The 21,363-nt window shown below is 60.3% G+C and carries 24 protein-coding genes; 12 read left to right on the top strand and 12 right to left on the bottom strand.

Going from position 1 to position 21,363, the window contains the following annotated elements; translation table 11 throughout:
• Positions 1–54 precede the first annotated feature (54 nt).
• Positions 55–1,131 (bottom strand): 3-deoxy-7-phosphoheptulonate synthase, encoded by a 1,077-nt coding sequence (locus ACP7D9_RS21800; protein ID WP_397479184.1) that lies wholly within the window; start codon positions 1,129–1,131, stop codon positions 55–57.
• Positions 1,132–1,260: 129 nt separating this feature from the next.
• A complete protein-coding gene (locus ACP7D9_RS21795) occupies positions 1,261–1,704 on the bottom strand; it encodes a PilZ domain-containing protein (RefSeq protein WP_101155490.1) in 444 nt (147 codons plus the stop codon).
• Here ACP7D9_RS21795 and ACP7D9_RS21790 point away from each other — a divergent pair.
• The 5 genes from ACP7D9_RS21790 (at position 1,703) to cysB (ending at position 5,657) form a co-directional block, all read left to right on the top strand.
• Positions 1,703–2,089 carry a thioredoxin family protein gene (locus ACP7D9_RS21790; RefSeq protein WP_101155492.1) on the top strand — a complete coding sequence of 129 codons (387 nt, stop codon included), beginning with the start codon at positions 1,703–1,705 and terminating at the stop codon, positions 2,087–2,089. The two genes, ACP7D9_RS21795 and ACP7D9_RS21790, sit on opposite strands and share 2 nt — an antisense overlap.
• On the top strand, positions 2,086–3,042 hold the full coding sequence (locus ACP7D9_RS21785) for a putative 2-dehydropantoate 2-reductase (RefSeq protein WP_426159583.1): 957 nt from the start codon (positions 2,086–2,088) through the stop codon (positions 3,040–3,042). The genes ACP7D9_RS21790 and ACP7D9_RS21785 overlap by 4 nt, the downstream gene beginning before the upstream one ends.
• A 20-nt stretch (positions 3,043–3,062) precedes the next feature.
• Positions 3,063–3,968: a 5'-nucleotidase gene (locus ACP7D9_RS21780; protein ID WP_101155496.1), complete on the top strand. Its 906-nt coding sequence runs from the start codon at positions 3,063–3,065 to the stop codon at positions 3,966–3,968.
• Between the two features lie 97 nt (positions 3,969–4,065).
• Positions 4,066–4,569, top strand: coding sequence for a universal stress protein (locus ACP7D9_RS21775; RefSeq protein WP_016770874.1), 504 nt, complete (start codon positions 4,066–4,068; stop codon positions 4,567–4,569).
• A gap of 113 nt (positions 4,570–4,682) precedes the next feature.
• Positions 4,683–5,657, top strand: coding sequence for an HTH-type transcriptional regulator CysB (gene cysB / locus ACP7D9_RS21770; RefSeq protein ID WP_016770873.1), 975 nt, complete (start codon positions 4,683–4,685; stop codon positions 5,655–5,657).
• Positions 5,658–5,666: 9 nt separating this feature from the next.
• Here the strand turns inward: cysB and ACP7D9_RS21765 are convergent, their stop codons facing one another.
• Positions 5,667–6,149 (bottom strand): GreA/GreB family elongation factor, encoded by a 483-nt coding sequence (locus ACP7D9_RS21765; RefSeq protein ID WP_426159582.1) that lies wholly within the window; start codon positions 6,147–6,149, stop codon positions 5,667–5,669.
• A 2-nt stretch (positions 6,150–6,151) separates the two neighbouring features.
• Entirely contained in the window at positions 6,152–6,565 is a 414-nt protein-coding gene (locus tag ACP7D9_RS21760; RefSeq protein ID WP_426159581.1) for a hypothetical protein, read from the bottom strand.
• A 125-nt stretch (positions 6,566–6,690) separates the two neighbouring features.
• Between ACP7D9_RS21760 and earP the strand changes: the two genes are divergently transcribed.
• Together earP and ACP7D9_RS21750 are read left to right on the top strand one after the other, a co-directional pair.
• Complete coding sequence (gene earP, locus ACP7D9_RS21755) at positions 6,691–7,833, top strand: elongation factor P maturation arginine rhamnosyltransferase EarP (RefSeq protein ID WP_426159580.1); 1,143 nt, start codon at positions 6,691–6,693, stop codon at positions 7,831–7,833.
• Between the two features lie 48 nt (positions 7,834–7,881).
• On the top strand, positions 7,882–8,451 hold the full coding sequence (locus tag ACP7D9_RS21750; protein WP_101155506.1) for an elongation factor P: 570 nt from the start codon (positions 7,882–7,884) through the stop codon (positions 8,449–8,451).
• Between the two features lie 81 nt (positions 8,452–8,532).
• Here the strand turns inward: ACP7D9_RS21750 and ACP7D9_RS21745 are convergent, their stop codons facing one another.
• From ACP7D9_RS21745 to ACP7D9_RS21730, 4 genes are all read right to left on the bottom strand, one after another.
• Positions 8,533–9,543, bottom strand: a complete 1,011-nt coding sequence (locus ACP7D9_RS21745) for an alpha/beta hydrolase (RefSeq protein WP_426159579.1) — start codon at positions 9,541–9,543, stop codon at positions 8,533–8,535.
• A gap of 36 nt (positions 9,544–9,579) precedes the next feature.
• Positions 9,580–9,999 (bottom strand): organic hydroperoxide resistance protein, encoded by a 420-nt coding sequence (locus tag ACP7D9_RS21740; protein WP_007940002.1) that lies wholly within the window; start codon positions 9,997–9,999, stop codon positions 9,580–9,582.
• Between the two features lie 326 nt (positions 10,000–10,325).
• On the bottom strand, positions 10,326–10,781 hold the full coding sequence (locus ACP7D9_RS21735; RefSeq protein ID WP_312999914.1) for a MarR family winged helix-turn-helix transcriptional regulator: 456 nt from the start codon (positions 10,779–10,781) through the stop codon (positions 10,326–10,328).
• 76 nt (positions 10,782–10,857) lie between these two features.
• Positions 10,858–11,814, bottom strand: a complete 957-nt coding sequence (locus ACP7D9_RS21730) for a LysR substrate-binding domain-containing protein (RefSeq protein WP_426159578.1) — start codon at positions 11,812–11,814, stop codon at positions 10,858–10,860.
• Positions 11,815–11,926: 112 nt separating this feature from the next.
• Here ACP7D9_RS21730 and ACP7D9_RS21725 point away from each other — a divergent pair, with 112 nt between their 5' ends.
• Positions 11,927–12,673, top strand: coding sequence for a sulfite exporter TauE/SafE family protein (locus tag ACP7D9_RS21725; RefSeq protein ID WP_426159577.1), 747 nt, complete (start codon positions 11,927–11,929; stop codon positions 12,671–12,673).
• Here the strand turns inward: ACP7D9_RS21725 and ACP7D9_RS21720 are convergent.
• A complete protein-coding gene (locus ACP7D9_RS21720; protein ID WP_426159652.1) occupies positions 12,663–13,517 on the bottom strand; it encodes a LysR substrate-binding domain-containing protein in 855 nt (284 codons plus the stop codon). The two genes, ACP7D9_RS21725 and ACP7D9_RS21720, sit on opposite strands and share 11 nt — an antisense overlap.
• Before the next feature lie 97 nt (positions 13,518–13,614).
• On the opposite strand from ACP7D9_RS21720, the gene ACP7D9_RS21715 reads away from it, so the two are divergent.
• Both ACP7D9_RS21715 and ACP7D9_RS21710 read left to right on the top strand, forming a co-directional pair.
• Positions 13,615–13,836 (top strand): DUF1127 domain-containing protein, encoded by a 222-nt coding sequence (locus ACP7D9_RS21715; protein ID WP_312999915.1) that lies wholly within the window; start codon positions 13,615–13,617, stop codon positions 13,834–13,836.
• Positions 13,837–13,900: 64 nt separating this feature from the next.
• Positions 13,901–15,163 (top strand): winged helix-turn-helix domain-containing protein, encoded by a 1,263-nt coding sequence (locus ACP7D9_RS21710; RefSeq protein WP_426159576.1) that lies wholly within the window; start codon positions 13,901–13,903, stop codon positions 15,161–15,163.
• A gap of 57 nt (positions 15,164–15,220) precedes the next feature.
• On the opposite strand, the gene ACP7D9_RS21705 is transcribed toward ACP7D9_RS21710, so the two are convergent.
• Positions 15,221–16,567: a class II 3-deoxy-7-phosphoheptulonate synthase gene (locus ACP7D9_RS21705; RefSeq protein WP_312999916.1), complete on the bottom strand. Its 1,347-nt coding sequence runs from the start codon at positions 16,565–16,567 to the stop codon at positions 15,221–15,223.
• Between the two features lie 152 nt (positions 16,568–16,719).
• Here ACP7D9_RS21705 and ACP7D9_RS21700 point away from each other — a divergent pair, with 152 nt between their 5' ends.
• Entirely contained in the window at positions 16,720–17,475 is a 756-nt protein-coding gene (locus ACP7D9_RS21700) for a spermidine synthase (protein WP_101155524.1), read from the top strand.
• A gap of 115 nt (positions 17,476–17,590) precedes the next feature.
• On the opposite strand, the gene ACP7D9_RS21695 is transcribed toward ACP7D9_RS21700, so the two are convergent.
• Positions 17,591–18,382: a crotonase/enoyl-CoA hydratase family protein gene (locus tag ACP7D9_RS21695; RefSeq protein ID WP_426159575.1), complete on the bottom strand. Its 792-nt coding sequence runs from the start codon at positions 18,380–18,382 to the stop codon at positions 17,591–17,593.
• A 420-nt stretch (positions 18,383–18,802) separates the two neighbouring features.
• Between ACP7D9_RS21695 and ACP7D9_RS21690 the strand changes: the two genes are divergently transcribed.
• Positions 18,803–20,476: a DEAD/DEAH box helicase gene (locus ACP7D9_RS21690; RefSeq protein WP_042607879.1), complete on the top strand. Its 1,674-nt coding sequence runs from the start codon at positions 18,803–18,805 to the stop codon at positions 20,474–20,476.
• Positions 20,477–20,591: 115 nt separating this feature from the next.
• On the opposite strand, the gene ACP7D9_RS21685 is transcribed toward ACP7D9_RS21690, so the two are convergent.
• The gene (locus tag ACP7D9_RS21685) at positions 20,592–21,359 is read right to left on the bottom strand and encodes a DODA-type extradiol aromatic ring-opening family dioxygenase (protein WP_426159574.1); all 768 of its coding nucleotides are present in this window, start codon (positions 21,357–21,359) and stop codon (positions 20,592–20,594) included.
• Between the last annotated feature and the right edge of the window lie 4 nt (positions 21,360–21,363).

Here is a 21,363-nt window from a genome sequence, read left to right as displayed (position 1 = left end):
CACACAAAAACGCCGGACAATGTCCGGCGTTTTTTTATATCCGTAAAACCGTGCTTAGGTGCGCTGACGCTTCGGCAACACGTCCTTGAGCTTGGCGTGCATGCTGCGCAAGGTGTTTTCGGTAGCGGACCAATCGATGCAGGCATCGGTGATCGACACGCCATATTGCAGGTCGGCGAGGTCTTTTGGAATCGCCTGGCAGCCCCAGTTCAAGTGGCTTTCAACCATCAGGCCGATGATTGAATGGTTGCCTTCGAGGATCTGGTTGGCGACGTTCTCCATGACCAGCGGTTGCAGGGCCGGGTCCTTGTTGGAGTTGGCGTGGCTGCAGTCGACCATGATGTTCGGCTTGATCTTCGCCTTGTTCAGCGCCTGCTCGCAGAGGGCGACGCTGACCGAATCATAGTTCGGCTTGCCGTTACCGCCGCGCAGCACCACGTGACCGTAGGCATTACCTTTGGTGGTGACGATCGACACGCCACCCTCCTGGTTGATACCGAGGAAGCGGTGCGGGCTCGACACTGACTGCAGGGCGTTGATCGCCACGGTCAGGCCGCCATCCGTGCCGTTCTTGAAGCCGACGGCCGAAGACAGGCCGGAAGCCATTTCGCGGTGAGTCTGCGATTCGGTGGTGCGCGCGCCGATGGCCGACCAGCTGATCAGATCCTGCAGATACTGCGGGGAGATCGGGTCAAGGGCTTCGGTGGCGGTTGGCAGGCCTTTTTCAGCCAGATCCAGCAGCAACTGACGACCGATATGCAGGCCGTCCTGAATCTTGAACGAGTCGTCCAGGTACGGATCGTTGATCAGGCCTTTCCAGCCGACGGTGGTACGCGGCTTCTCGAAGTACACGCGCATGACCAGATACAAGGTATCGGAGACTTCCTCAGCCAGCACCTTGAGACGATCGGCATATTCGTGGGCAGCCTTGATGTCGTGGATCGAACACGGGCCGATCACGACGAACAGACGGTGGTCGGTGCCATCGAGAATATTGCGAATGACTTCGCGGCCCTTGGTGACGGTGCGCAGGGCGGCGTCGCTCAGGGGGATATCACGCTTGAGCTGATCGGGAGTGATCAGGGTCTCGTTAGAGGCGACGTTTAGGTCGTTGATCGGTAAATCAGCCATCGTTTACTCGTCAGGTCACGGGTGCCGGCCGCCAGCGATCCCCGCGCGGCGGAGCACAGCAGATTTAGCGCGTCGGGGGAGCCGAACCTTAGCGCGTCAGACGCGGCTCGACAATGGGCAAACCGTGCTTTAGTCCAGCGCTGGCTGCGCAAAAGCGTTGCGCAGGTTGTCATGGGAGAACTCTTCGGCGTGATCCTCGACCCATTGCAGGGCCAGCGCCTGAATATCCTGCAGGTCATCGTGGCTGTCCTGCATGCGCCAATAGCGTTCGATCTGGCACACCTGCTCACCCATTCGCGCGCTGAACAGGGTCTGTTCGTCAGTGAAAGCGATGCCCACCAGATAGCCCTTTTTACGCCGCAGACACCAGGCCACATAGCCCGGACAACAGAAGTCGGCATTCAACGTCGGCATGCGCACTTGCAGCGCAGTACCGTGGCGCCAGGCGCGGTGGTAATTGCAAGCGATGCCGCCGAGGCTGATAGTGTGCAACTGTTGTCTGGAAATGCATTCAGGCTTGAGCAACGTCAATTCAACCGGCACTTCGTCCGGATGAGGAATGAAACGTCCCATGAGCACAGACTCCCTGTGTCGGCCATCTGACATTGTTTCTCCCAGTATAGTGGTCGAATCCGAGCTGACCGACTTCGACGCCGACCAGCGGCTGCTGGCGATGCGCGGGGTTTCCCTGGTGATTTTCACCAGCGTCGGCTGCGCCAGTTGTCGTTATGCCCGCGAGGTCTTGCCGGGCATGCCGCTGGCGCTCGACCGGCTGTGCTGGATCGACGCCGGCGACAATGGCGGCCTTGTCGAGCGTTATCAGGTGTTTCATTTGCCGGCGCTGTTTGTGGTGCGCGACGGCGAGTTCTTTGGCGCGGTGCACGCTCGTCTGACAGTTGATGAACTTGATCAGGCAGTGGCACAGGCGCTGGGTCGAATTGCAGAGGAGTTGCCATGAGCGAGACAGTCAGCAAACCGGTGGTGGGGATTATCGGTACCGGTGCAATCGGTGGGTTTTACGGGGTGATGCTGACGCGCGCCGGTTTCGATGTGCACTTCTTGTTGCGCAGCGAATTCTCGGCGGTGGCTGAACGAGGCTTGCAGATCAACAGTGCGGTGCACGGCTCGATGACACTCAATCCGGCCAATGCCTATTGCGCCGCCGAAGACATGCCGCGCTGTGACTGGCTGCTGGTCGGCACCAAGACCACCAGCAACGCCGATCTGGCCCCTGCGATCATTCAAGCCACTAAACCCGACGCAAAAGTGCTGTTGCTGCAGAACGGTCTGGATGTCGAAGACAGCTTGCGGCCGCTGTTGCCCGATTCGCTGCATCTGCTCGGCGGTCTGTGCCTGATCTGCGTGCACCGCGAAGGTCCGGGGCAGATTACCCATCAGGCACTTGGTGCGGTGAACGTCGGTTATCACAGCGGTCCGGCTATCGATGAAGTGGCGCGCATGGCGATTGTCGAGGAGGGCGCCGGGCTGTTTCGCGCCGCCGGCATCGATTCTCAGGCAATGAGCAATCTGCATCAGGCGCGCTGGCAGAAACTGGTGTGGAATATCCCTTATAACGGACTTTCAGTGCTGCTCGGCGCAGGTACTGAAGCGCTGATGAAAGATGTCGACAGCCGCTTGTCGATTCAAGCGTTGATGGCCGAAGTGGTGCAGGGCGCCAAGGCGTGCGGCTACGAGATCCCGCCCGGCTATGCCGAGTACCTGTTCACCATGACGGAAAAAATGCCCGATTACTGGCCGAGCATGTACCACGACTTTTCACACAAGCGCCCGCTGGAGCTGGAGGCGATCTACGCCCGCCCACTGGCGGCGGCAAAAGCGGCAGGCTGCGAATTGCCGCGTATCGAGGCGTTGTATCGCCATTTGGGTTTTATCGACCGACGCAATATATGAGTCGCAGGCTTGGGGGCAGCATGGCCAATAACATCGATGACAAACTGGTGCTGGCGATTTCCTCGCGCGCCTTGTTCGACCTGAGCGAAAGCCACAAGGTCTACCTGTCGAGCGGCGTCGAAGCCTATCGGCAATATCAGATCGAGCACGAGGACGAAATTCTCGCGCCGGGCGATGCGTTCCCGCTGGTGGAAAAACTCCTGAGTCTTAACAGTCGTCTCGGCCGCGCGCGGGTCGAGGTGATTCTGGTTTCGCGTAACAGTGCTGACACCGGGCTGCGCGTGTTCAACTCGATTCATCATTATGGTCTGGCGATTTCTCGTGCGGCGTTCGTCGGTGGGCGCAGTCCGTATCCTTATCTGAAAGCGTTTGGCTGCGACCTGTTTCTCTCGACCCACGCCGAAGACGTGCGCGCGGCGCTGGACGCCGGGTTCGCTGCTGCAACGATTCTCTCCGGTGGCGCCAGTCGCGCAGCCAGCGACGAATTGCGCATTGCCTTCGACGGTGACGCAGTGATTTTTTCCGACGAGTCGGAGCGCGTCTATCAATCCGGAGGGCTGGAAGCGTTCCAGGCCAAGGAACGCGAATCGGCACGCGAGCCGTTGCGCGGCGGGCCGTTCAAGGGCTTTCTGGCAGCACTCAATCTGTTGCAGCGCGAGTTTCCCGAGGATGATTGCCCGATCCGCACGGCGCTGGTGACCGCGCGTTCGGCGCCGGCCCATGAGCGGGTGATTCGCACGTTGCGGGAATGGGATATTCGTCTCGATGAGTCTCTGTTTCTCGGTGGCCTGACCAAATCGGCGTTCCTCGAAGCGTTCGCCGCCGACGTGTTCTTCGATGACCAGACCGGCCATTGCGAGCTGGCTCGCGAAGTGGTCGCCACCGGCCACGTGCCCCATGGCATCAGCAACGAACCATTGATCTAGAGCCTTTTCATTCAGGACGTTGCGTCGCACGTCGTACTCGCCAAGGCACTGCTAAGCTGAATCAATCTCCGCCATCGTTGGCTCGCGAGGAGGCCCCATGATTCGCTCAATGCTGTATGCCACCGACCTCGGTCTGTACGCACCGTTCGTGATGCAGCATGCCCTGGCATTGGCGCGCACCTTCAATGCCGATCTGTATGTAGTGCACGCGGTGGAACCGATGGGCCTGTTCGCCGAGTCGGTGCTGCAGAGCTATCTCGATGAACAGGCATTGAACGAATTCCATAGTCAGGGTCTGAAAACAGTCATCGCCAATATCGAACAACGGGTGCTTGACAGCTTTCGCGAAGAACTGGGAGACGACGGCGAACAGGATCTGCAGCGCATTCGCGCAGTGCGCGTGCTGCAGGGCGATCCGTCGCAGGTGATTCTCGATCAGGTGCACAAGCTCTCGGTCGATCTGTTGATCGTCGGCAGTCACAGCCACGGTGTCGGGGCAGAAACGCCGTTGGGGCGCACGGCGGCGCGGGTGCTGCAACTGGCCAAAGTGCCGGTGTATCTGGTGCCACTGATGGAGCGCCGGCGGCGGGAAGATCGCTGAAGCAGGAATAATGGCGTTTTGATAAAAAAGTTCTAGATTTATTCTTCAAACCATTAATATAGTTATATACCGTCGCTGATGCCCGTGGCGTCTACCTGCTTTGAGGGATTGATATGAAGCTTCAACAATTGCGCTACATCTGGGAAGTGGCGCACCACGACCTCAACGTTTCCGCTACCGCTCAAAGCCTGTACACCTCGCAACCGGGTATCAGTAAGCAGATCCGCCTGCTGGAAGACGAACTGGGCGTCGAAGTCTTCGCCCGCAGCGGCAAGCACCTGACCCGCGTCACCCCGGCTGGCGAGCGCATCATCACCACCGCTGGCGAGATCCTGCGCAAGGTCGAAAGCATCAAGCAGATTGCCCAGGAATTCTCCAATGAGAAAAAAGGCACCCTGTCGATCGCCACCACGCACACCCAGGCCCGTTATGCGCTGCCACCGGTGATCAGCAATTTCATCAAGCAATACCCGGATGTGGCCCTGCACATGCATCAGGGCTCGCCGATGCAGATCGCCGAAATGGCCGCAGACGGCACCGTCGATTTCGCCATTGCCACTGAAGCCCTGGAGCTGTTCGGCGATCTGGTGATGATGCCGTGCTACCGCTGGAACCGCTGCGTGGTCGTACCCCACGGTCACCCGCTGACCAAGTTGCCGAAGCTGACCCTCGAAGCCCTGGCCGAATACCCGATTGTCACTTATGTGTTCGGTTTTACCGGGCGTTCCAAGCTCGACGAAGCCTTCAGCCATCGCGGCCTGACGCCGAAAGTCGTGTTCACCGCTGCTGACGCCGACGTGATCAAAACCTACGTGCGCCTGGGGCTGGGTGTCGGCATTGTCGCTAAAATGGCGGTTGATACCAAACTCGATAACGATCTGGTGGTGCTGGATGCCAGCGAGCTGTTCGAGTCGAGCATCACCAAGATCGGTTTCCGTCGCGGCACTTTCCTGCGTGGTTTCATGTGCGACTTCATCGAGAAGTTTGCCCCGCACCTGACCCGCGAAGTCATGGCCAAGGCCATTCAGTGCCATAACAAGCAAGAGCTGGAAGAGCTGTTCGACGGCGTCGAACTTCCCGTTCACTAAGCACCCGCTTCAGAGCACTTCGGTGACAGCAAACTGTTGCCGGGTGCCTGCCACCAGAATCTCCACCTCATCACCCTCGAACTTGCCCAGCAGGCTTTTGCCCAGTGGCGAGCGGGGGGTGATGACGGTGATCGGCTGACCCACCAATTCGACTTTCAGGCCCGCCGCGTCCGGCGCCAGAAACAGCCATTGCTCACGGCCCTTTTCATCTTCCAGGCCGAGCAGGGCGCCGACTTCGATGCCGCGATTTTCATCGTAGGCACGCAACGTCAGGTTCTGGCACAGCGCCAGTGAATGACGGATCTCCTCAACCCGCTTCGCCTGACCCGCCGCCAGATACGACGCCTCCAGCCCCAGCGTGTCGTATTTGTTTTCGGCGATGTTTTCTTCGTGGGTCGCGGTTTCGTAAGCGGTTTGCGCGGCGCGCTCGGCGATGTCGAGGTCGATGCGCAGCTTGTCGAGAATCAATTGGTAGACGCTGTGTTTGTTCATGATCAATCGCAGAATTGCAAAACGTTGGCGCGGCTCTTTTCGGTCGGCGCGGTCTGGTCCTGTTGCAGCCAGAACTGGCATTTGGGGTTCGACGCATTGCGCGAGTTGGCGCGCGCCTGATCCAGTCGAGCCTGCTGTTCATTCTTGCGCAGGTTTTCTTCGTACTGCTGGAACATCGGCGTTGCTGGCGGCGCAATGTCCGGCTGTGGCTCGACGGCTGCTGGCGGCTTGGCCAATTGCTGCACCGCTTGCGCGACGGGCGCCAGTTGCTCGGGGAAGATGAAGCGCGAAAGCAGCCAGCAGGTCAGCGCAATGGCGAGGAAACCCAGCCACAGGCCGAGCGCAATGATGCCGGTCAGCTGCAGCGCGCTAAGCTGAACAGGCAAGGGACGACGCGGATTCGGGCGGTAGGGCATGGCGGCCTCCTGGCGGATGGTTACGGGCAAGCGGCGATTGTCGCACGATGATTAATCGCCGTCGGCTCTTCTGCACGAAGGCATTTATGCGGACAATCGAGGTTTTTTGCCAACGGGAGAAAGGCATGGCTGAAGCGAAACCCCGCTGGGATATTTTTTGTACCGTGGTCGATAACTTCGGCGACATCGGCGTGACCTGGCGTCTGGCCCGGCAACTGGTGGCCGAACATGCCTTGCCGGTGCGTCTGTGGGTGGATGACCTGCGCGCATTCGAGCGCATCTGCCCGCAGATCGACATCAATCTTGCACAGCAGTGGCAACAGGGTGTCGAGGTGCGTCAGTGGCCGAGCGAATGGCGGCACGCCGACGCTGCCGATGTCGTCATCGCCGCCTTCGCCTGTCAGTTGCCCGCTGACTACATGGACAGCATGGCCGCACGGCAGACACAGCCGCTGTGGCTCAACCTCGATTATCTCAGCGCCGAAGACTGGGTCATCGGCTGTCACGGCTTGCCGTCGGTGAAATACAAATCGGTGCAAAAATTCTTCTTTTTCCCAGGCTTCAAGCCGGGCACCGGTGGCCTGCTACGTGAGCGCGGACTGCTCGAACAGCGTCGGCAGTTTCAGCGGGATGGGTCGGCGCAGCGACATTTCCTGCAAGGCTTGGGCATCGATCCCGCGTCCGACGCGCAATTGATCTCCCTGTTTGCTTATGAAAATGCCGGGCTGGCCAGTTGGCTGGATGTGCTGGCGGCTGACCCGCAACGCACCCACCTGCTGGTGCCGGAAGGGCGGATTCTGGGCGATGTGGCGCGCTGGCTGGGTGCGGAATTTCTGCCGGTGGGCGCGATTCATGTGCGCGATTCACTGACCGTGCAAGTGCTGCCGTTCGTCCGTCAGGACCAATATGATCATCTGCTGTGGTGCTGCGATTTCAACGCAGTGCGTGGCGAGGACTCATTCGTGCGCGCGCAATGGGCCGGGCGGCCAATGCTCTGGCACATTTATCAGCAGGACGACGACATCCATCTGGACAAGCTCGATGCTTTTCTTGCGCTCTATACTCACGGCCTTTCGCCCGCTGCGGCGCAGGCGATGAACGGTCTGTGGCGAGCGTGGAGCGCCGGGCAACCAATCGGCGAGCACTGGCTGGCGGTGCGAAATCATTGGCCTGAGCTTGAGGAAAACGCGCAAGCATGGTGTCTGGAACAGGCCTTGCAGGCCGATCTTGCCACGGCGCTGGTACAGTTTTATGTAAATTGGATATGATACGCGGCCTAGATTTTTGTAAATCCCATCCAAATTCGGATATTCGCAATGAAAACTGGTAAAGAACTCAAACCCGGTACCGTGATCCGTATCGACAACGATCCTTGGCTGGTTCAGAAAGCTGAATTCACCAAGTCGGGCCGTAACAGCGCGATCATGAAGACCAAGCTGAAGAACCTGCTGACCGGTTACAAGACCGAAACCGTTTACGGTGCGGACGACAAACTGGACGACGTGATCCTGGATCGTAAAGAAGCCACCCTGTCGTTCATCAGCGGTGACACTTACACGTTCATGGACACCACTGACTACACCATGTACGAACTGAACGCTGACGACATCGAAGCCGTTCTGCCGTTCGTTGAAGAAGGCATGACCGACGTCTGCGAAGCCGTATTCTTCGAAGGCCGTCTGGTTTCCGTAGAGCTGCCGACCACCATCGTGCGTCAGGTTGACTACACCGAAGGCTCCGCTCGCGGTGACACTTCCGGCAAGGTAATGAAGCCTGCCAAACTGAAGAACGGTACCGAACTGTCGGTTGCCGACTTCATCGAAATCGGCGACATGATCGAGATCGATACCCGCGAAGGCGGTTCCTACAAAGGCCGTGCGAAATAAGCACTGCTTTTTGCGCAAAGAAAAAACCCGACCATTGAGTCGGGTTTTTTTATGCCTGTTGCAAACACTCGGATGGGGTATTTATTTCAGGTGTTCCTTGAGCTCTTGCGCAGCCTGCAACATCGCCGAACGCACCGCCGGAACCTGGCTGACCACATTGAGCAAACCGTAATCGTGGATCATGCCGTTGTAACGCACCGACGTCACCGGCACGCCGGCTTCGTCGAGTTTGCGTGCATAGGCTTCGCCTTCATCACGCAACACGTCGGCGCCGGCAGTCTGCACCAGTGCAGGCGGCAGGCCTTTGAGTTGCGCGGTGGTGGCGCGCAGCGGCGAGGCATAGATCTCGTTGCGCTGTTTGGCGTCGGTGGTGTAGTTGTCCCAGAACCACTTCATCATGTTGCGAGTGAGGAAGTGCCCTTCGGCGTACTGGTCGTACGAACCGGTGTCGAAGTTGGCATCGGTCACCGGCCACAGCAGCACCTGTAATTTGATTGCCGGGGTGCCTTTGTCCTTGGCCATCAGCGCAACCACTGCGGCCATGTTGCCGCCGACGCTGTTGCCGGCCACGGCCAGGCGCTTGCCATCGACATTGATCTCTTTGCCGTGTTCCGCCACCCATTTGGTTGCGGCGTAGGCTTGGTTGATCGCCACCGGATAATGCGCTTCCGGCGAAGGGGTGTAATTGACAAACACCGCCGCCGCCCCCGAACCGACCACCAGATCGCGCACCAGACGTTCGTGAGTGGGGAAATCCCCCAGCACCCAGCCGCCGCCGTGGAAGAACATGAACACCGGCAGCTCACCCTTGACCCCGGCCGGCCGGACGATGGTCAGGCTCAGCGGTTGACCATCGACCTGCACGGTCTTCTCGCTGACATCGGCTTTTGGCAGCGTCAACTTGACCCCGGACTGCGCGCCGACCAGCACGGCGCGGGCATCCTTGGGCGACAGCTGCTCAATCGGCTTGCCGCTGCCTGAATTCAGCGCATCGAGGAATGCCTGGGTGTTGTGTTCGACATCACCGGCGAAAGCGCTGTGTACCGACAGGGCGAGAAGGGTACCGGTCAAGACTTTGCTGAAAGTGTTCATGTTCAATTTCCTTGTTCGGGCCGGGGGCTTGTGTGATTACACGGTGACGTGCAGACGGACATCGACGTTGCCACGGGTGGCGTTGGAATACGGGCAGACCTGGTGAGCGGCGTCGACCAGCGATTGCGCGTCGGCTTGTTCCAGGCCGGGCAGGCTGATGTGCAAGTCGATGTCCAGACCGAAACCGCCAGGGATCTGGCCGATGCCGACATGAGCGGTAATCGACGCGTCGTCAGGAATCTTGCGTTTGGTCTGGCTGGCAACGAATTTCAGGGCGCCGATGAAGCAGGCCGAGTAACCGGCAGCGAACAGTTGTTCAGGGTTGGTCGCTGCGCCGCCAGCACCGCCGAGTTCTTTCGGAGTGGCCAGTTTGACGTCGAGCACGTTGTCGCTGGAAATCGCACGACCGTCGCGGCCGCCAGTGGAAGTTGCGATTGCGGTGTAGAGAGTTTGCATGGTGTGAGCCTCATTGGTTGTGTTTTGTGCGCTAATTGTTTGCGCGCTAAGTAGGTGTGAAGAGAATGTATAGCGCTAATGTTTAGCGCGCAAGATAAATTTATAGAAAAAGTGGCGTTTGGCTCAAAGGCGAGGCATGAGAGAGGATCGTAAGGCTTGATCTAGAGCGTTTGGTGGGGAAGTTCCGGGGAGAAAAATATTTGTTGGCGCTGGACTCAGTGTGGGAGCGGGCGTGCTCGCGAAGGCATCCTGGCAGCCAACGCTCGCTCTGACTGATCAATCGCTTACGCGAGCAAGCCCGCTCCAAACGGGGAATGTGGCAGGGCTTAATTCAGGCTGTCTTGCAGATGCCCCCGCAGATCCTGTAATTCAGCCTGCAATTTCTGTAAGCGTTCCAGTGTGAAGCCACTCGCCCCAAGAATGCACTGCGGCACGGTTTGCGCCTTGTCGCGCAGGGCTCGGCCTGCTGCAGTCAGTTCGACGATCACTACGCGTTCATCTTCGCGGCTGCGGGTACGGCTGAGCAGGCCTTCGGCCTCCAGGCGTTTGAGCAACGGCGTCAGCGATCCGGGATCGGTCAGCAGGCGTGCGCTGATTTCTCCGACGGTCAAGCCATCTTTCTCCCACAGCACCATCATCGCCAGATACTGCGGATAGGTCAGGCCCAGCGCCTGCAACAGCGGCTTGTAGACCTTGGTCATCATTAGCGAAGTCGAGTGCAGGGCGAAGCACGCCTGATTATCGAGCAGAAGGTCGTCGCAGTTGTCGCGTTCGCAAGTCATTGTCAAAGCCTTGATCGTTGATCGTTTTTTAATCTAGCGCTCGAATCTTTAATGCGCCAGATAAATATGCCCGACGTCAGTGCCGGGCGAATTGCCGCTGCAATGCCAGATCCCACGGCGGCACCGGGCTGAAACGGGTTTTCAGATATTCCAGCAACAAACGACTGCGCGAATGAATCTGCTGTTCCATGCGCAGCGCGTAAATACCGGTGGACTCCGGTGGCGGCAGGCCATTTTCGCAGAACAACGGCACCAGCTCCCCTCGCAGCAGGTATTCGCTGGCCAGCCAGGTCGGCAGGTGTGCGACGCCCAGACCCGCCGCCGCGCCACACGCAAGCGCTTCGGCATTGTTGGCGCTCAGGCGCACGCGGGATGGCCGGTGCAGTTGCATTTGCCCGTCCACTTCGAATTTCCAGGCAAAAGGCGGCGCAAGGCCTTCCCAGTCGAGCCCGTCGTGTTCACCCAACTGCGCCGGATGCTCGGGCACGCCGCGCTGCTTGAGGTAGTCAGGGCTGGCGCAGGCGACGCGTACCATGCTCGCCAATGGCGTGGCGACCAGGCGCGAGTCAGCCAACTGCCCCGTACGCAACATCAGATCGACTTTGCCCAGACTGGTGCCGGCCATGTCGCTGAAGCTGTCGATCAGATGCATCTGCACATCCAGTCCCGGGTACAGAAGGAGAAAATCGGCAATTACCGGCGCCAGATGCCGCCTCCCGAAGGCTGCAGGCGCATCGATGCGGATCAGTCCTTCCGGCGCGCTGCTTAATGAAACGGCTTCGGCACGTGCCAGTTGCAACTCGGCGATGATCCGCCGCGCCCGTTCGGCAAACGCCAGACCGGCCGACGTCGGCAGGACCGCGTGGGTACTGCGCACGAACAGCTGACTGCCGACGGCACTTTCCAGGCTGTCGATGCGCCGGGCCACGGCGGAAGGGGTCAGCGGATGGCGGCGTGACGCGGCTGAAAAACTGCCACTCTCCAGTACATCGAGAAACAGGCCGAGCTGATCGGTCAATTGATTGGGATTCATGGGAAATCACGCTTGTGCAGGATCGGCACAGCCATTGTGCGTTGCTGTGCGTTTCCCCGCTAGGCGCGAGTGCGTAGCATTGGTCGCCTGTCGTTAGAGGATTACCGTTGTGATGGATTTTCTGTTGTACCTGTTGTTCGGCGCTGCCCTTGGCACCTTGGGCGGGATCTTTGGCATTGGCGGTGGCTTGATTGCGATTCCTTTGCTCGGCGTTTGGTTCGGCCTCGATCAGCAGATCGCCCAAGGCACGGCGCTGGTGATGGTGGTGCCCAACGTGATGCTGGCGCTGTGGCGTTATCACCAGCGCAATCGCGTCGAGTTGCGCCATGCGCTGCCGCTGGCGGTGATGGGTTTCTGCTTCGCCTGGCTCGGCTCGATCTGGGCGGTGGGCATCGATGCGCAAACCATGCGCATCGGGTTTGTCGCGTTTCTGGTGGCTCTGTCGGTGTACAACCTGTTGAAAATGTTCGGCCCACGGCCAGCACCTACTGCCCAAATGCGCCATTCGTGGCCATGGCTGGGCGTGCTCGGCGCGGCGTCAGGAACCATGGGCGGCTTGTTCGGCGTGGGGGGCGCAGTGGTCGCCACGCCGGTGCTGACCAGCCTGTTCGGCACTACCCAAGTGGTCGCTCAGGGCTTGTCCCTGGCGCTGGCCCTGCCGAGTACCGGCGTGACGCTGGTGACTTATGCGGTACACCACGAAGTCGACTGGATGATCGGCTTGCCGCTGGCGCTTGGCGGTCTGGCCAGCATCAGTTGGGGCGTGAAAGTTGCCCACGCGATGCCGGAAAAACTCCTGCGCGGTCTGTTCTGCGGCTTCCTCGTGCTGTGTGCGGTGATGCTCGCGTTTAAAGTTTGAAGCCTTCGACGATGTGCTCGGCCAGGCACTCGGTGATTGGCGACGGATTGTTCAGGTTGCGGATCAGCATGATGCTGGCCTCGGGCAACAGCGGCAGCTCTTCAGCGGCGCCAAGGATGCGCATGTCCGGGGTGATCAGGCTCTCCAGTTGCGCGGTGATCGCCAGCCCCGCGCTGACCACGGCCATCAGCGCCGACAGGCTGCTGCTGTTGTAGGCGATGCGGTAATCGCGGCCCATCGCGTCCAGCGCATTGCACGCCCACAAGCGGCAGAAGCAGTCGCTGTTGAACATCGCCAGGGGCAACGGCGTCTGCTCGTGGGCACTGAAATTCTGCGCCTCGGCCCACACAAAGCGCTCTTTGCGCAGCAACTGGCCGATCTCGTTGCCCGGTTCACGTGTGACGATCGACAAGTCCAGGTCGGTGCGCTGCAGCAACTGTTTGCTCGACTCGCAATGCACTTCGATCTGGATCAGCGGATAAAACTGCGCAAACCGCGACAGGATCCCCGGCAGAAAGCGCATCACATAATCATCCGGCGTGCCGATGCGCACGGTGCCGACCATGTGCGGCTCACGCAAGGTATTGAACACCTCACTGTGCAGTTTGAGAATGCGCCGCGCATAGCCGAGCAATACCTGGCCTTCAGCGGTCAGTCGCACCTGACGGCCATCGCGCTCGAACAACTGGCGCTGTAACACGTCTTCTTCCAGGCGTTTCATCTGCATGCTCACCGCCGACTGAGTGCGGTTGACCATCTCGCCGGCACGGGTGAAACCACCCTGATCGGCGATCGCCACGAAGGTACGCAGGACATCGGTATCGATACTGGGGTAGGCGGACAATTGATGAATCTCCGTGATGCATGCCATCAGAAACATTCGTTGGATTGATCTTAGCGCCGGGACGAGACTTGAGCCATCCACAAAAGGAGGCAAGACGATGAAAGGTCAAAGAGAGTATGTGAACGAAGACCAGCTGTCGGGCCACGGCCATATCGTGTCCGATCTGCTGCACAAATTCAGTCGTTGGTACGAACTGCACCGTGAACGGGAAATGCTCGCCGGCCTCAGCGACGAGGCGTTGAAGGACATCGGCATCAGCCGCGCCGATGTCGAACATGAAACCGTGCGGCCGTTCTGGGACGACCCGATGCATAAATGATGAGGCTATTGCTACACAAACCCCTTTCAGGTGAGGTAGGTTGCGAGCAGACATGGAGGAATAAATGCCCGCGACAGTGTCCTTTTCCCTCAAACAGGCGCGACGTCTGGCGCTGGCTGCCCAAGGGTTCAACGGGCGCCAGCCGCCAACCGTTACCGCCAACCATCTCAACCGGCTGATCGAACGGCTGGGCCTGCTGCAAATCGATTCCGTCAATGCCGTGGTGCGCTCGCACTACCTGCCGCTTTTTTCCCGTCTCGGTTCCTATTCTTTCGACTTGCTCGACCAGGCTGCCTGGAGTTCGGGGCGTCGGCGCACGTTGTTCGAATACTGGGGCCATGAAGCTTCGTTGTTGCCGCTGTCGATGTATCCGTTGCTGGGCTGGCGCATGCAGCGGGCCAGACGCGGCGAGGGCATCTATCAGCAATTGGCGAAGTTCGGTCGCGAACAGCGAGAGACGATTCGCCGCGTGCTGGCATCGGTCGAACAGCAGGGCGCCTTGGGCGCCGGCAGTCTGTCGACTCGCGAAGACAAGGCTGGGCCGTGGTGGGACTGGAGTGCGGAAAAGCTTGCGCTGGAATGGTTGTTCGCTGCCGGTGAAGTGACCGTGGCCGGGCGACGCGGGTTTGAGCGTTTGTACGATTTACCGGAGCGGGTGATACCGGCGGCGATCCTGCAGCAGCCGATGCCGGATGAGGCCGAGGCGCAACGCGGCCTGTTGCTGCATGCGGCGGGGGCATTGGGCGTCGGCACGGAAAAAGACCTGCGCGATTATTTCCGCTTGAGCCCGGCGGATGCGCGGCCGCGTCTGGCTGAACTGGTCGAGGCGGGGCAGTTGCAGATGTGCGAAGTCGGCGATTGGCGGCAGATCGCTTATTGCCTGCCGGAGCCCAAAGTGCCGCGCAGGGTTACTGCCAGTGCGCTGTTGTCGCCGTTCGACTCGTTGATCTGGGAACGCAGCCGCACCGAGCGGCTGTTCGATTTCCGCTATCGCCTGGAGATTTACACACCGCAGCCCAAGCGGGTTTACGGCTATTACGTGCTGCCGTTTTTGCACAACGAACGGATCGCCGCGCGAGTCGATCTGCGCGGCGAGCGAGCGGCGGGGCAGTTGGCGGTGCATGCGGTGCACGAGGAAGACGCCGGGCTGGACGAGGAGGGCATGCTGTCGCTGGCCGCGAACCTGCAGCGGATGGCGCAGTGGCTCGGAATGGCCCGGGTGCAGTTGAATTGTCAGCGCGAGAGTGCGGCTCGGCTGAGGCTGGCATTGGCGCAAGTGGATGGCGCCGGCACCCTGAAGGAGCTGCCGAAGGCTGCGATCTTTTGATCTTGTTTTGAAGATCAAAAGATCGCAGCCTTCGGCAGCTCCTACACGGGGTGCGGTCTAGCGCCGGACCTGCTTTAACGTTTCGGCAATCAAAAACGCCAATTCCAGCGACTGGTCAGCATTCATCCGTGGGTCGCAGTGGGTGTGATAGCGATCGGACAAGCCATCCTCGGTAATCGGCCGTGCGCCGCCGATGCACTCGGTGACATTCTGTCCGGTCATCTCGATGTGAATGCCGCCGGCATAGCTGCCTTCCGCTTCGTGCACCTGAAAGAACTGCTTCACTTCACCAAGGATCTGCGCAAAGTCGCGGGTCTTGTAGCCGCTACTGGCCTTGATGGTGTTGCCGTGCATCGGATCGCAGCTCCAGAGAACTTGTTTGCCTTCACGCTGCACCGCGCGGATCAGCGCCGGCAAGTGATCACCGACCTTGTTCGCACCCATCCGCGCAATCAGGTTCAAGCGGCCAGGATCGTTGTCCGGGTTGAGCACGTCGATCAGGCGAATCAGGTCATCGGGGTTCATGCTCGGGCCGACCTTGACGCCGATCGGGTTGTTCACCCCGCGCAAGAATTCGACATGCGCGCCGTCGAGCTGGCGGGTGCGGTCGCCGATCCACAGCATGTGCGCCGAGCAATCGTAGTAATCGTTGGTCAGGCTGTCGCGGCGCACGAAGGCTTCTTCGTAGTTCAGCAGCAACGCTTCGTGGGCGGTGAAGAAACTGGTTTCGCGCAGTTGCGGCGAGCTGTCCATGCCGCAGGCGCGCATGAACGCCAGGGTTTCATCGATACGATCAGCGAGGTGGCTGTACTTTTCGGCCAGCGCCGAGTTGGCGATGAAATCCAGATTCCATTTGTGCACCTGATGCAGGTCGGCAAAACCGCCCTGAGCAAAGGCGCGCAGCAGGTTCAGGGTCGCGGTGGACTGGTGATAAGACTGCAGCAAACGCTCCGGATCCGGCACGCGGCTCTTTTCATCGAAGCCGATGCCGTTGACGATGTCGCCGCGATAGGCAGGCAGCGTCACGCCGGCAATGGTTTCGTCATTGGCCGAACGCGGCTTGGCGAACTGGCCGGCCATGCGCCCGACCTTGACCACCGGGCAGCCGGCGGCAAAGGTCATGACGATCGCCATTTGCAGCAACACTTTGAAGGTGTCGCGGATCTTCGCGGCGGAAAATTCGGCGAAGCTTTCCGCGCAATCGCCGCCCTGCAACAGGAACGCGCGGCCCTGCGTGACTTCGGCAAACTGCCGGCGCAGCTCGCGCGCTTCGCCGGCGAACACCAGCGGCGGATAGCTGGCCAGGGTCTGCTCGACCTGGTGCAGGTGCGCGGCGTCGGGGTATTGCGGTTGTTGCTGGATCGGCAGGGCGCGCCAGCTGTCAGGGCTCCACGGTTGGCTCATCACGGTCTCGAAGTTTGATACGCAGGGGAGCGCCATGTTAGCAGCAATTAGTGCGTGACCTGTTCCCGCCCCATCGCCGACAATCGCCGCTTTGCCACGGCACCACAGCGGTGCCATCGCGTCACCGCGCCCGGTGACCATCAGGAGACGAAATGACTGAGGAGCGCGTCGAGCATCTGCTCGCCGAAGTACAGGATGAGTTCGGCGTGATTCGCGTGCTGGAAGTGGCCGATTACCGCTTTCTCGAGTTCGGCGATGCGATCGAGCAGAGTTGCGTGTTCACCGCCGACCCGAGCTGGCTGGAGTACGACTACACCCGCGCCATGTTGATTGGCGCGCTGTGCCACGAGCAGCCGGAGAGCGCGCTGTTTCTCGGTTTGGGTGCTGGCACGCTGACCCAGGCTTGTCTCAGGTTTTTGCCGCTGGAAGATGTCGAGGCCATTGAATTGCGTCCGGATGTGCCGCGCCTGGCCATTGAATACCTGGGCCTGGACGATGATCCGCGGCTGTACATTCGGGTTGGTGATGCGCTGGAGTTGCTGCCGACGGCAGAGCCGGCGGATCTGATTTTCGTCGACTTGTATACCGACGTCGGGCCGGGCGTCGGGCATCTGGCCTGGAGCTTTCTCGGCGATTGTCAAAAGCGCCTGAATCCGGGCGGCTGGCTGGTGATCAATCAGTGGGCCACCGATGACGGCAAGCCGTTGGGCGCGGCGTTGTTGCGCGGGCTCTATCACCGGCACTACTGGGAGCTGCCGGTGAAGGAGGGCAATGTGATTCTGATTGTCCCGGCGGACCTCGACCAGGCGCTGGACAGGCAGGCGCTGACGCGAAGGGCCGAAGCGCTGGCGCCGCAGTTGGGGTATTCGTTGCAGTCGTTGATCAACTGTATTCGGCCAGCAACCTGAGTGGCGACCCGTTCACTGTAGGAGCTGCCGAAGGCTGCGATCTTTTGATTCTGATCTTAAAAAAACAAGATCAAAAGATCGCAGCCTTCGGCAGCTCCTACAGGGGGGGCACTCATCAGAGGCCTTTGAAGACCCCTGGCCGCCGCTCCACCAACGACCGCACCCCCTCCCTGGCATCTTCAGTGGCGAGCAGCTTCTTTACCAACGCCGGTAACGCCTGAGCCGCCGCCGTCTCCCCCTCATAGCGCGCCTGTCGCGCCGACAGCAATGTCGCCTGCACTCCGAGCGGCGCCTGCCGGGCAATCCGCTCTGCCAGCTCGATCGCCCTTGGCATCAGGTCTTCACTGGCCATCACTTCCTGCACCAGTCCCAGATGCAACGCATCGTGGGCATCGAACTCATCGCCTGTGAGCAACCAGCGCATCGCGTTGCCCCAGCCGGCGATCTGCTGAAAACGTAAAGTCGCCCCGCCAAATGGAAAGATCCCACGCTGCACTTCCATCTGCGCGAAGCGGGTATTGCTCGCACACAGGTTGATATCCGCCGCCAGCATCAGCTCGATGCCAATGGTCAGGCAGTAACCCTGAGCGGCGACAATCACCGGTTTGCTCACCCGTGGCCCGACGAATACGCCCCACGGATCGCAACCGCCGGTCGGAACCTGCCAGCCTTCGGCCAACGCCGCGCTGGCATTGACCAGATCGAGCCCGCTGGTGAAATGCTCGCCGTGGCCAAACACCACGGCCACCCGCGCCTCGTTGTCGGCCTCGAACTCGCCGTAGGCCAGGCTCAGGTCGTCGAGCAGGTCGAGATCGAAGGCGTTGCGCTTGGCCGCCCGATCAAGGCCGATCAGGTGCACGTGACCACGACGTTCACGGCTGACGCGGCCGGCGCAGGGCTGATTCATGGCGAAATCCTCAAGCGGGAAGAGCGCAGGCGCGGCGCTTTGCCGCAGTTTGGTGAAACGTTTAAGTGTCATCGCCCGCAGGGCCGGGCCTTTGCAAAATAGACCGTCGCGCGAGTATCCGCAAAAGCCCATTACACGGCGGTGACACACGGATTACGTCGATAAAAAAAGCTCCCTTTTCGGACGAAATCCGGTATAGTGCGCGCCGGCCTTTAACCGGGCCGCGTTTAGGTAGCGCAATTTCCCGAAGTCAGCTTCGGCTGCACGTCCGCACTGCGGGCTCTTCCTTGACGATTCTTTTCCATTCATTCGTTTTCGCAAATCCCCGCCGACAAAGCTGCCAGGGCGACTCTTGAGTCTCAACACGGCATGCGCAGCTTTGGAGCATGGGTCTTTGCGGATGCACTTAGAGGCAGACCCATGACCCAGGAAACCGGCGGATTCGCCGCTTTTAATCTCAACCCGAATATTCTTGCAGCCGTCGCAGCGACCGGCTACGAAGAGCCTTCGGCGATTCAGCAGCAATCGATCCCGATCATCATGGCCGGCCAGGACATGATTGGCCAGGCGCAAACCGGTACCGGTAAAACCGCCGCGTTCGCACTGCCTATTCTGCACCGCATCGATCCTGCCAAGCGCGAACCGCAAGCCCTGATCCTGGCGCCGACCCGAGAGTTGGCGCTGCAAGTAGCAACCGCTTTTGAAACCTACGCCAAGCAAATGCCAGGCGTTACCGTCGTGGCTGTTTACGGCGGCGCGCCGATGGGCCCGCAACTCAAGGCAATCCGTAATGGCGCACAGATCGTTGTCGCCACCCCGGGTCGTCTGTGCGACCACCTGCGCCGCGATGAGAAAGTCCTGTCGACCGTTAACCATCTGGTTCTCGACGAAGCTGACGAAATGTTGAAGCTGGGCTTCATGGATGACCTGGAAGTCATCTTCAAGGCTCTGCCAGCGACCCGTCAGACCGTATTGTTCTCGGCGACCCTGCCGCAGTCGATCCGCGCCATTGCCGAACGCCACCTGCGCGATCCGCAACACGTCAAGATCCAGACCAAGACCCAGACCGTCACCGCGATCGAACAGGCTCACCTGTTGGTTCACGCTGACCAGAAAACCTCGGCCGTGCTCAGCCTGCTGGAAGTCGAAGACTTCGACGCCCTGATCATGTTCGTGCGCACCAAGCAAGCGACCCTGGACCTGGCCAGCGCCCTCGACGCCAAAGGCTACAAAGCCGCCGCGTTGAACGGTGACATCGCCCAGAACCAGCGTGAGCGTGTTATCGACTCGCTCAAGGATGGCCGTCTGGACATCGTTGTCGCGACCGACGTTGCTGCCCGTGGTCTCGACGTTCCGCGCATCACTCACGTGTTCAACGTTGACATGCCGTACGACCCAGAGTCCTACGTGCACCGTATCGGCCGTACCGGCCGTGCCGGTCGCGAAGGTCGTGCACTGCTGCTGGTGACTCCACGTGAGCGCCGTATGCTGCAAGTGATCGAGCGCGTAACCGGTCAGAAAGTTGCCGAAGTACGCCTGCCAGATGCTCAAGCCGTTCTCGATGCACGCATCAAGAAACTGACCAACAGCTTGTCGCCGCTGGTCGCTGATGCCGAATCGACTCACGGTGAGCTGCTCGACCGTCTGACCGCCGACATCGGTTGCACCCCGCGCGCCCTGGCTGCTGCGCTGTTGCGCAAGGCCACCAACGGTCAAGCGCTGAACCTGGCGGCGATCGAGAAGGAACGTCCACTGGTGCCGAACAACGCACCGCGTGGCGACCGTCCTGAGCGTTCCGGTGATCGTCCTGATCGTGGTGACCGCGAGCGTCGCGCGCCAATGCCTCTGGGCGAAGGCCGTGCTCGTTGCCGTACCGCGCTGGGTGCGCGTGACGGTATCGCTGCGAAAAACCTGCTGGGCGCCATCCTCAACGAAGGCGGTCTGGCCCGTGAAGCGATCGGTCGCATCCAGGTGCGTGACAGCTTCAGCCTCGTCGAACTGCCGGAAGAAGGTCTGGAAAAACTCCTGACTAAACTGAAGGACACCCGCGTGGCCGGTAAGCAGCTCAAACTGCGTCGCTACCGCGAAGATTGATCCGCCCTTGGGCTGATTGATCGCAGATAAAAAATCCCCGACTGGTTCGGGGATTTTTTTTGCCTGTTCATCGGGCTGCATAAACCCTATGGCAGCTGGCTTGCCAGCGATAACGTCAGCCGAAACGATAAATATCCATACCTAGCGCGCCCATCGTGAAACCCTGATGCGCCACGTTCAACTCACCGCCCGCACCCCGGGCAAAATACAACGGCAACAAATGCTCATCGCTCGGGTGGCTACGCACGGCATGCGGCGCCTGCTGGCGATAGTCATGCAGCGCCGTCTCATCGTCAGCGGCCAGCTTGTCGATCATCCAGTCACGAAACTCACGTGCCCACGGTTCAACGCTTTCCGGGCCGGCATGCCAGTCCAGCTCGCGCAGGTTGTGAGTGATGCTGCCGGAGCCAATCAACAGAACGGCTTGTTCACGCAGGCTCGCCAGCGCACGGCCAACCCGTGTCTGCAGCGCCGGCCCGCCGCGACTTGGCAGCGAGACTTGCACCACCGCAATATCCGCCTGCGGATACATCAGTGACAGCGGCACCCACACGCCATGATCGAACGGTCGTTGCGGATCGAGCCGCGCTGACAGGTCATTGGCGTTCAGCATTTGAGCCACTTCAGCGGCCAACTGCGGATTGCCCGGTGCCGGGTACTGAACCTCAAACAGCGCACGGGGGAATCCGCCGAAGTCGTGCCAGGTTTCCGGGCGCGGGTGGCTGCTAACCAGCAACTCGTGGCTTTCCCAATGCGCCGAGACGATGACGATGGCTTTGGGGCGCGGCAGTTCAGCGGCCAGTCGCGCCAGCGCCGGGCCGCTGGCGCCGGGTTCCAGCGCAAGCATCGGTGAGCCGTGGGAGATAAACAGGCTGGGCAACATGGAC

Origin of the sequence: Pseudomonas sp. TSRC2-2, assembly GCF_049897785.1 — a bacterium.
In the GTDB taxonomy this organism is placed as follows: Bacteria; Pseudomonadota; Gammaproteobacteria; order Pseudomonadales; family Pseudomonadaceae; genus Aquipseudomonas.
The sequence above is the reverse complement of the archived record's forward strand: the minus strand, read 5'-3'. Positions and strand labels throughout refer to the sequence as shown.

Excerpts from the sequence above, each read along its gene's own strand:
- ACP7D9_RS21800 (WP_397479184.1), bottom strand. The coding sequence starts at position 1,131 with ATGGCTGATTTACCGATCAACGACCTAAACGTCGCCTCTAACGAGACC.
- ACP7D9_RS21790 (WP_101155492.1), top strand. The coding sequence starts at position 1,703 with ATGAGCACAGACTCCCTGTGTCGGCCATCTGACATTGTTTCTCCCAGT.
- ACP7D9_RS21795 (WP_101155490.1), bottom strand. The coding sequence starts at position 1,704 with ATGGGACGTTTCATTCCTCATCCGGACGAAGTGCCGGTTGAATTGACG.
- ACP7D9_RS21785 (WP_426159583.1), top strand. The coding sequence starts at position 2,086 with ATGAGCGAGACAGTCAGCAAACCGGTGGTGGGGATTATCGGTACCGGT.
- ACP7D9_RS21780 (WP_101155496.1), top strand. The coding sequence starts at position 3,063 with ATGGCCAATAACATCGATGACAAACTGGTGCTGGCGATTTCCTCGCGC.
- ACP7D9_RS21775 (WP_016770874.1), top strand. The coding sequence starts at position 4,066 with ATGATTCGCTCAATGCTGTATGCCACCGACCTCGGTCTGTACGCACCG.
- cysB (WP_016770873.1), top strand. The coding sequence starts at position 4,683 with ATGAAGCTTCAACAATTGCGCTACATCTGGGAAGTGGCGCACCACGAC.
- ACP7D9_RS21765 (WP_426159582.1), bottom strand. The coding sequence starts at position 6,149 with ATGAACAAACACAGCGTCTACCAATTGATTCTCGACAAGCTGCGCATC.
- ACP7D9_RS21760 (WP_426159581.1), bottom strand. The coding sequence starts at position 6,565 with ATGCCCTACCGCCCGAATCCGCGTCGTCCCTTGCCTGTTCAGCTTAGC.
- earP (WP_426159580.1), top strand. The coding sequence starts at position 6,691 with ATGGCTGAAGCGAAACCCCGCTGGGATATTTTTTGTACCGTGGTCGAT.
- ACP7D9_RS21750 (WP_101155506.1), top strand. The coding sequence starts at position 7,882 with ATGAAAACTGGTAAAGAACTCAAACCCGGTACCGTGATCCGTATCGAC.
- ACP7D9_RS21745 (WP_426159579.1), bottom strand. The coding sequence starts at position 9,543 with ATGAACACTTTCAGCAAAGTCTTGACCGGTACCCTTCTCGCCCTGTCG.
- ACP7D9_RS21740 (WP_007940002.1), bottom strand. The coding sequence starts at position 9,999 with ATGCAAACTCTCTACACCGCAATCGCAACTTCCACTGGCGGCCGCGAC.
- ACP7D9_RS21735 (WP_312999914.1), bottom strand. The coding sequence starts at position 10,781 with ATGACTTGCGAACGCGACAACTGCGACGACCTTCTGCTCGATAATCAG.
- ACP7D9_RS21730 (WP_426159578.1), bottom strand. The coding sequence starts at position 11,814 with ATGAATCCCAATCAATTGACCGATCAGCTCGGCCTGTTTCTCGATGTA.
- ACP7D9_RS21725 (WP_426159577.1), top strand. The coding sequence starts at position 11,927 with ATGGATTTTCTGTTGTACCTGTTGTTCGGCGCTGCCCTTGGCACCTTG.
- ACP7D9_RS21715 (WP_312999915.1), top strand. The coding sequence starts at position 13,615 with ATGAAAGGTCAAAGAGAGTATGTGAACGAAGACCAGCTGTCGGGCCAC.
- ACP7D9_RS21710 (WP_426159576.1), top strand. The coding sequence starts at position 13,901 with ATGCCCGCGACAGTGTCCTTTTCCCTCAAACAGGCGCGACGTCTGGCG.
- ACP7D9_RS21705 (WP_312999916.1), bottom strand. The coding sequence starts at position 16,567 with ATGAGCCAACCGTGGAGCCCTGACAGCTGGCGCGCCCTGCCGATCCAG.
- ACP7D9_RS21700 (WP_101155524.1), top strand. The coding sequence starts at position 16,720 with ATGACTGAGGAGCGCGTCGAGCATCTGCTCGCCGAAGTACAGGATGAG.
- ACP7D9_RS21695 (WP_426159575.1), bottom strand. The coding sequence starts at position 18,382 with ATGAATCAGCCCTGCGCCGGCCGCGTCAGCCGTGAACGTCGTGGTCAC.
- ACP7D9_RS21690 (WP_042607879.1), top strand. The coding sequence starts at position 18,803 with ATGACCCAGGAAACCGGCGGATTCGCCGCTTTTAATCTCAACCCGAAT.
- ACP7D9_RS21685 (WP_426159574.1), bottom strand. The coding sequence starts at position 21,359 with ATGTTGCCCAGCCTGTTTATCTCCCACGGCTCACCGATGCTTGCGCTG.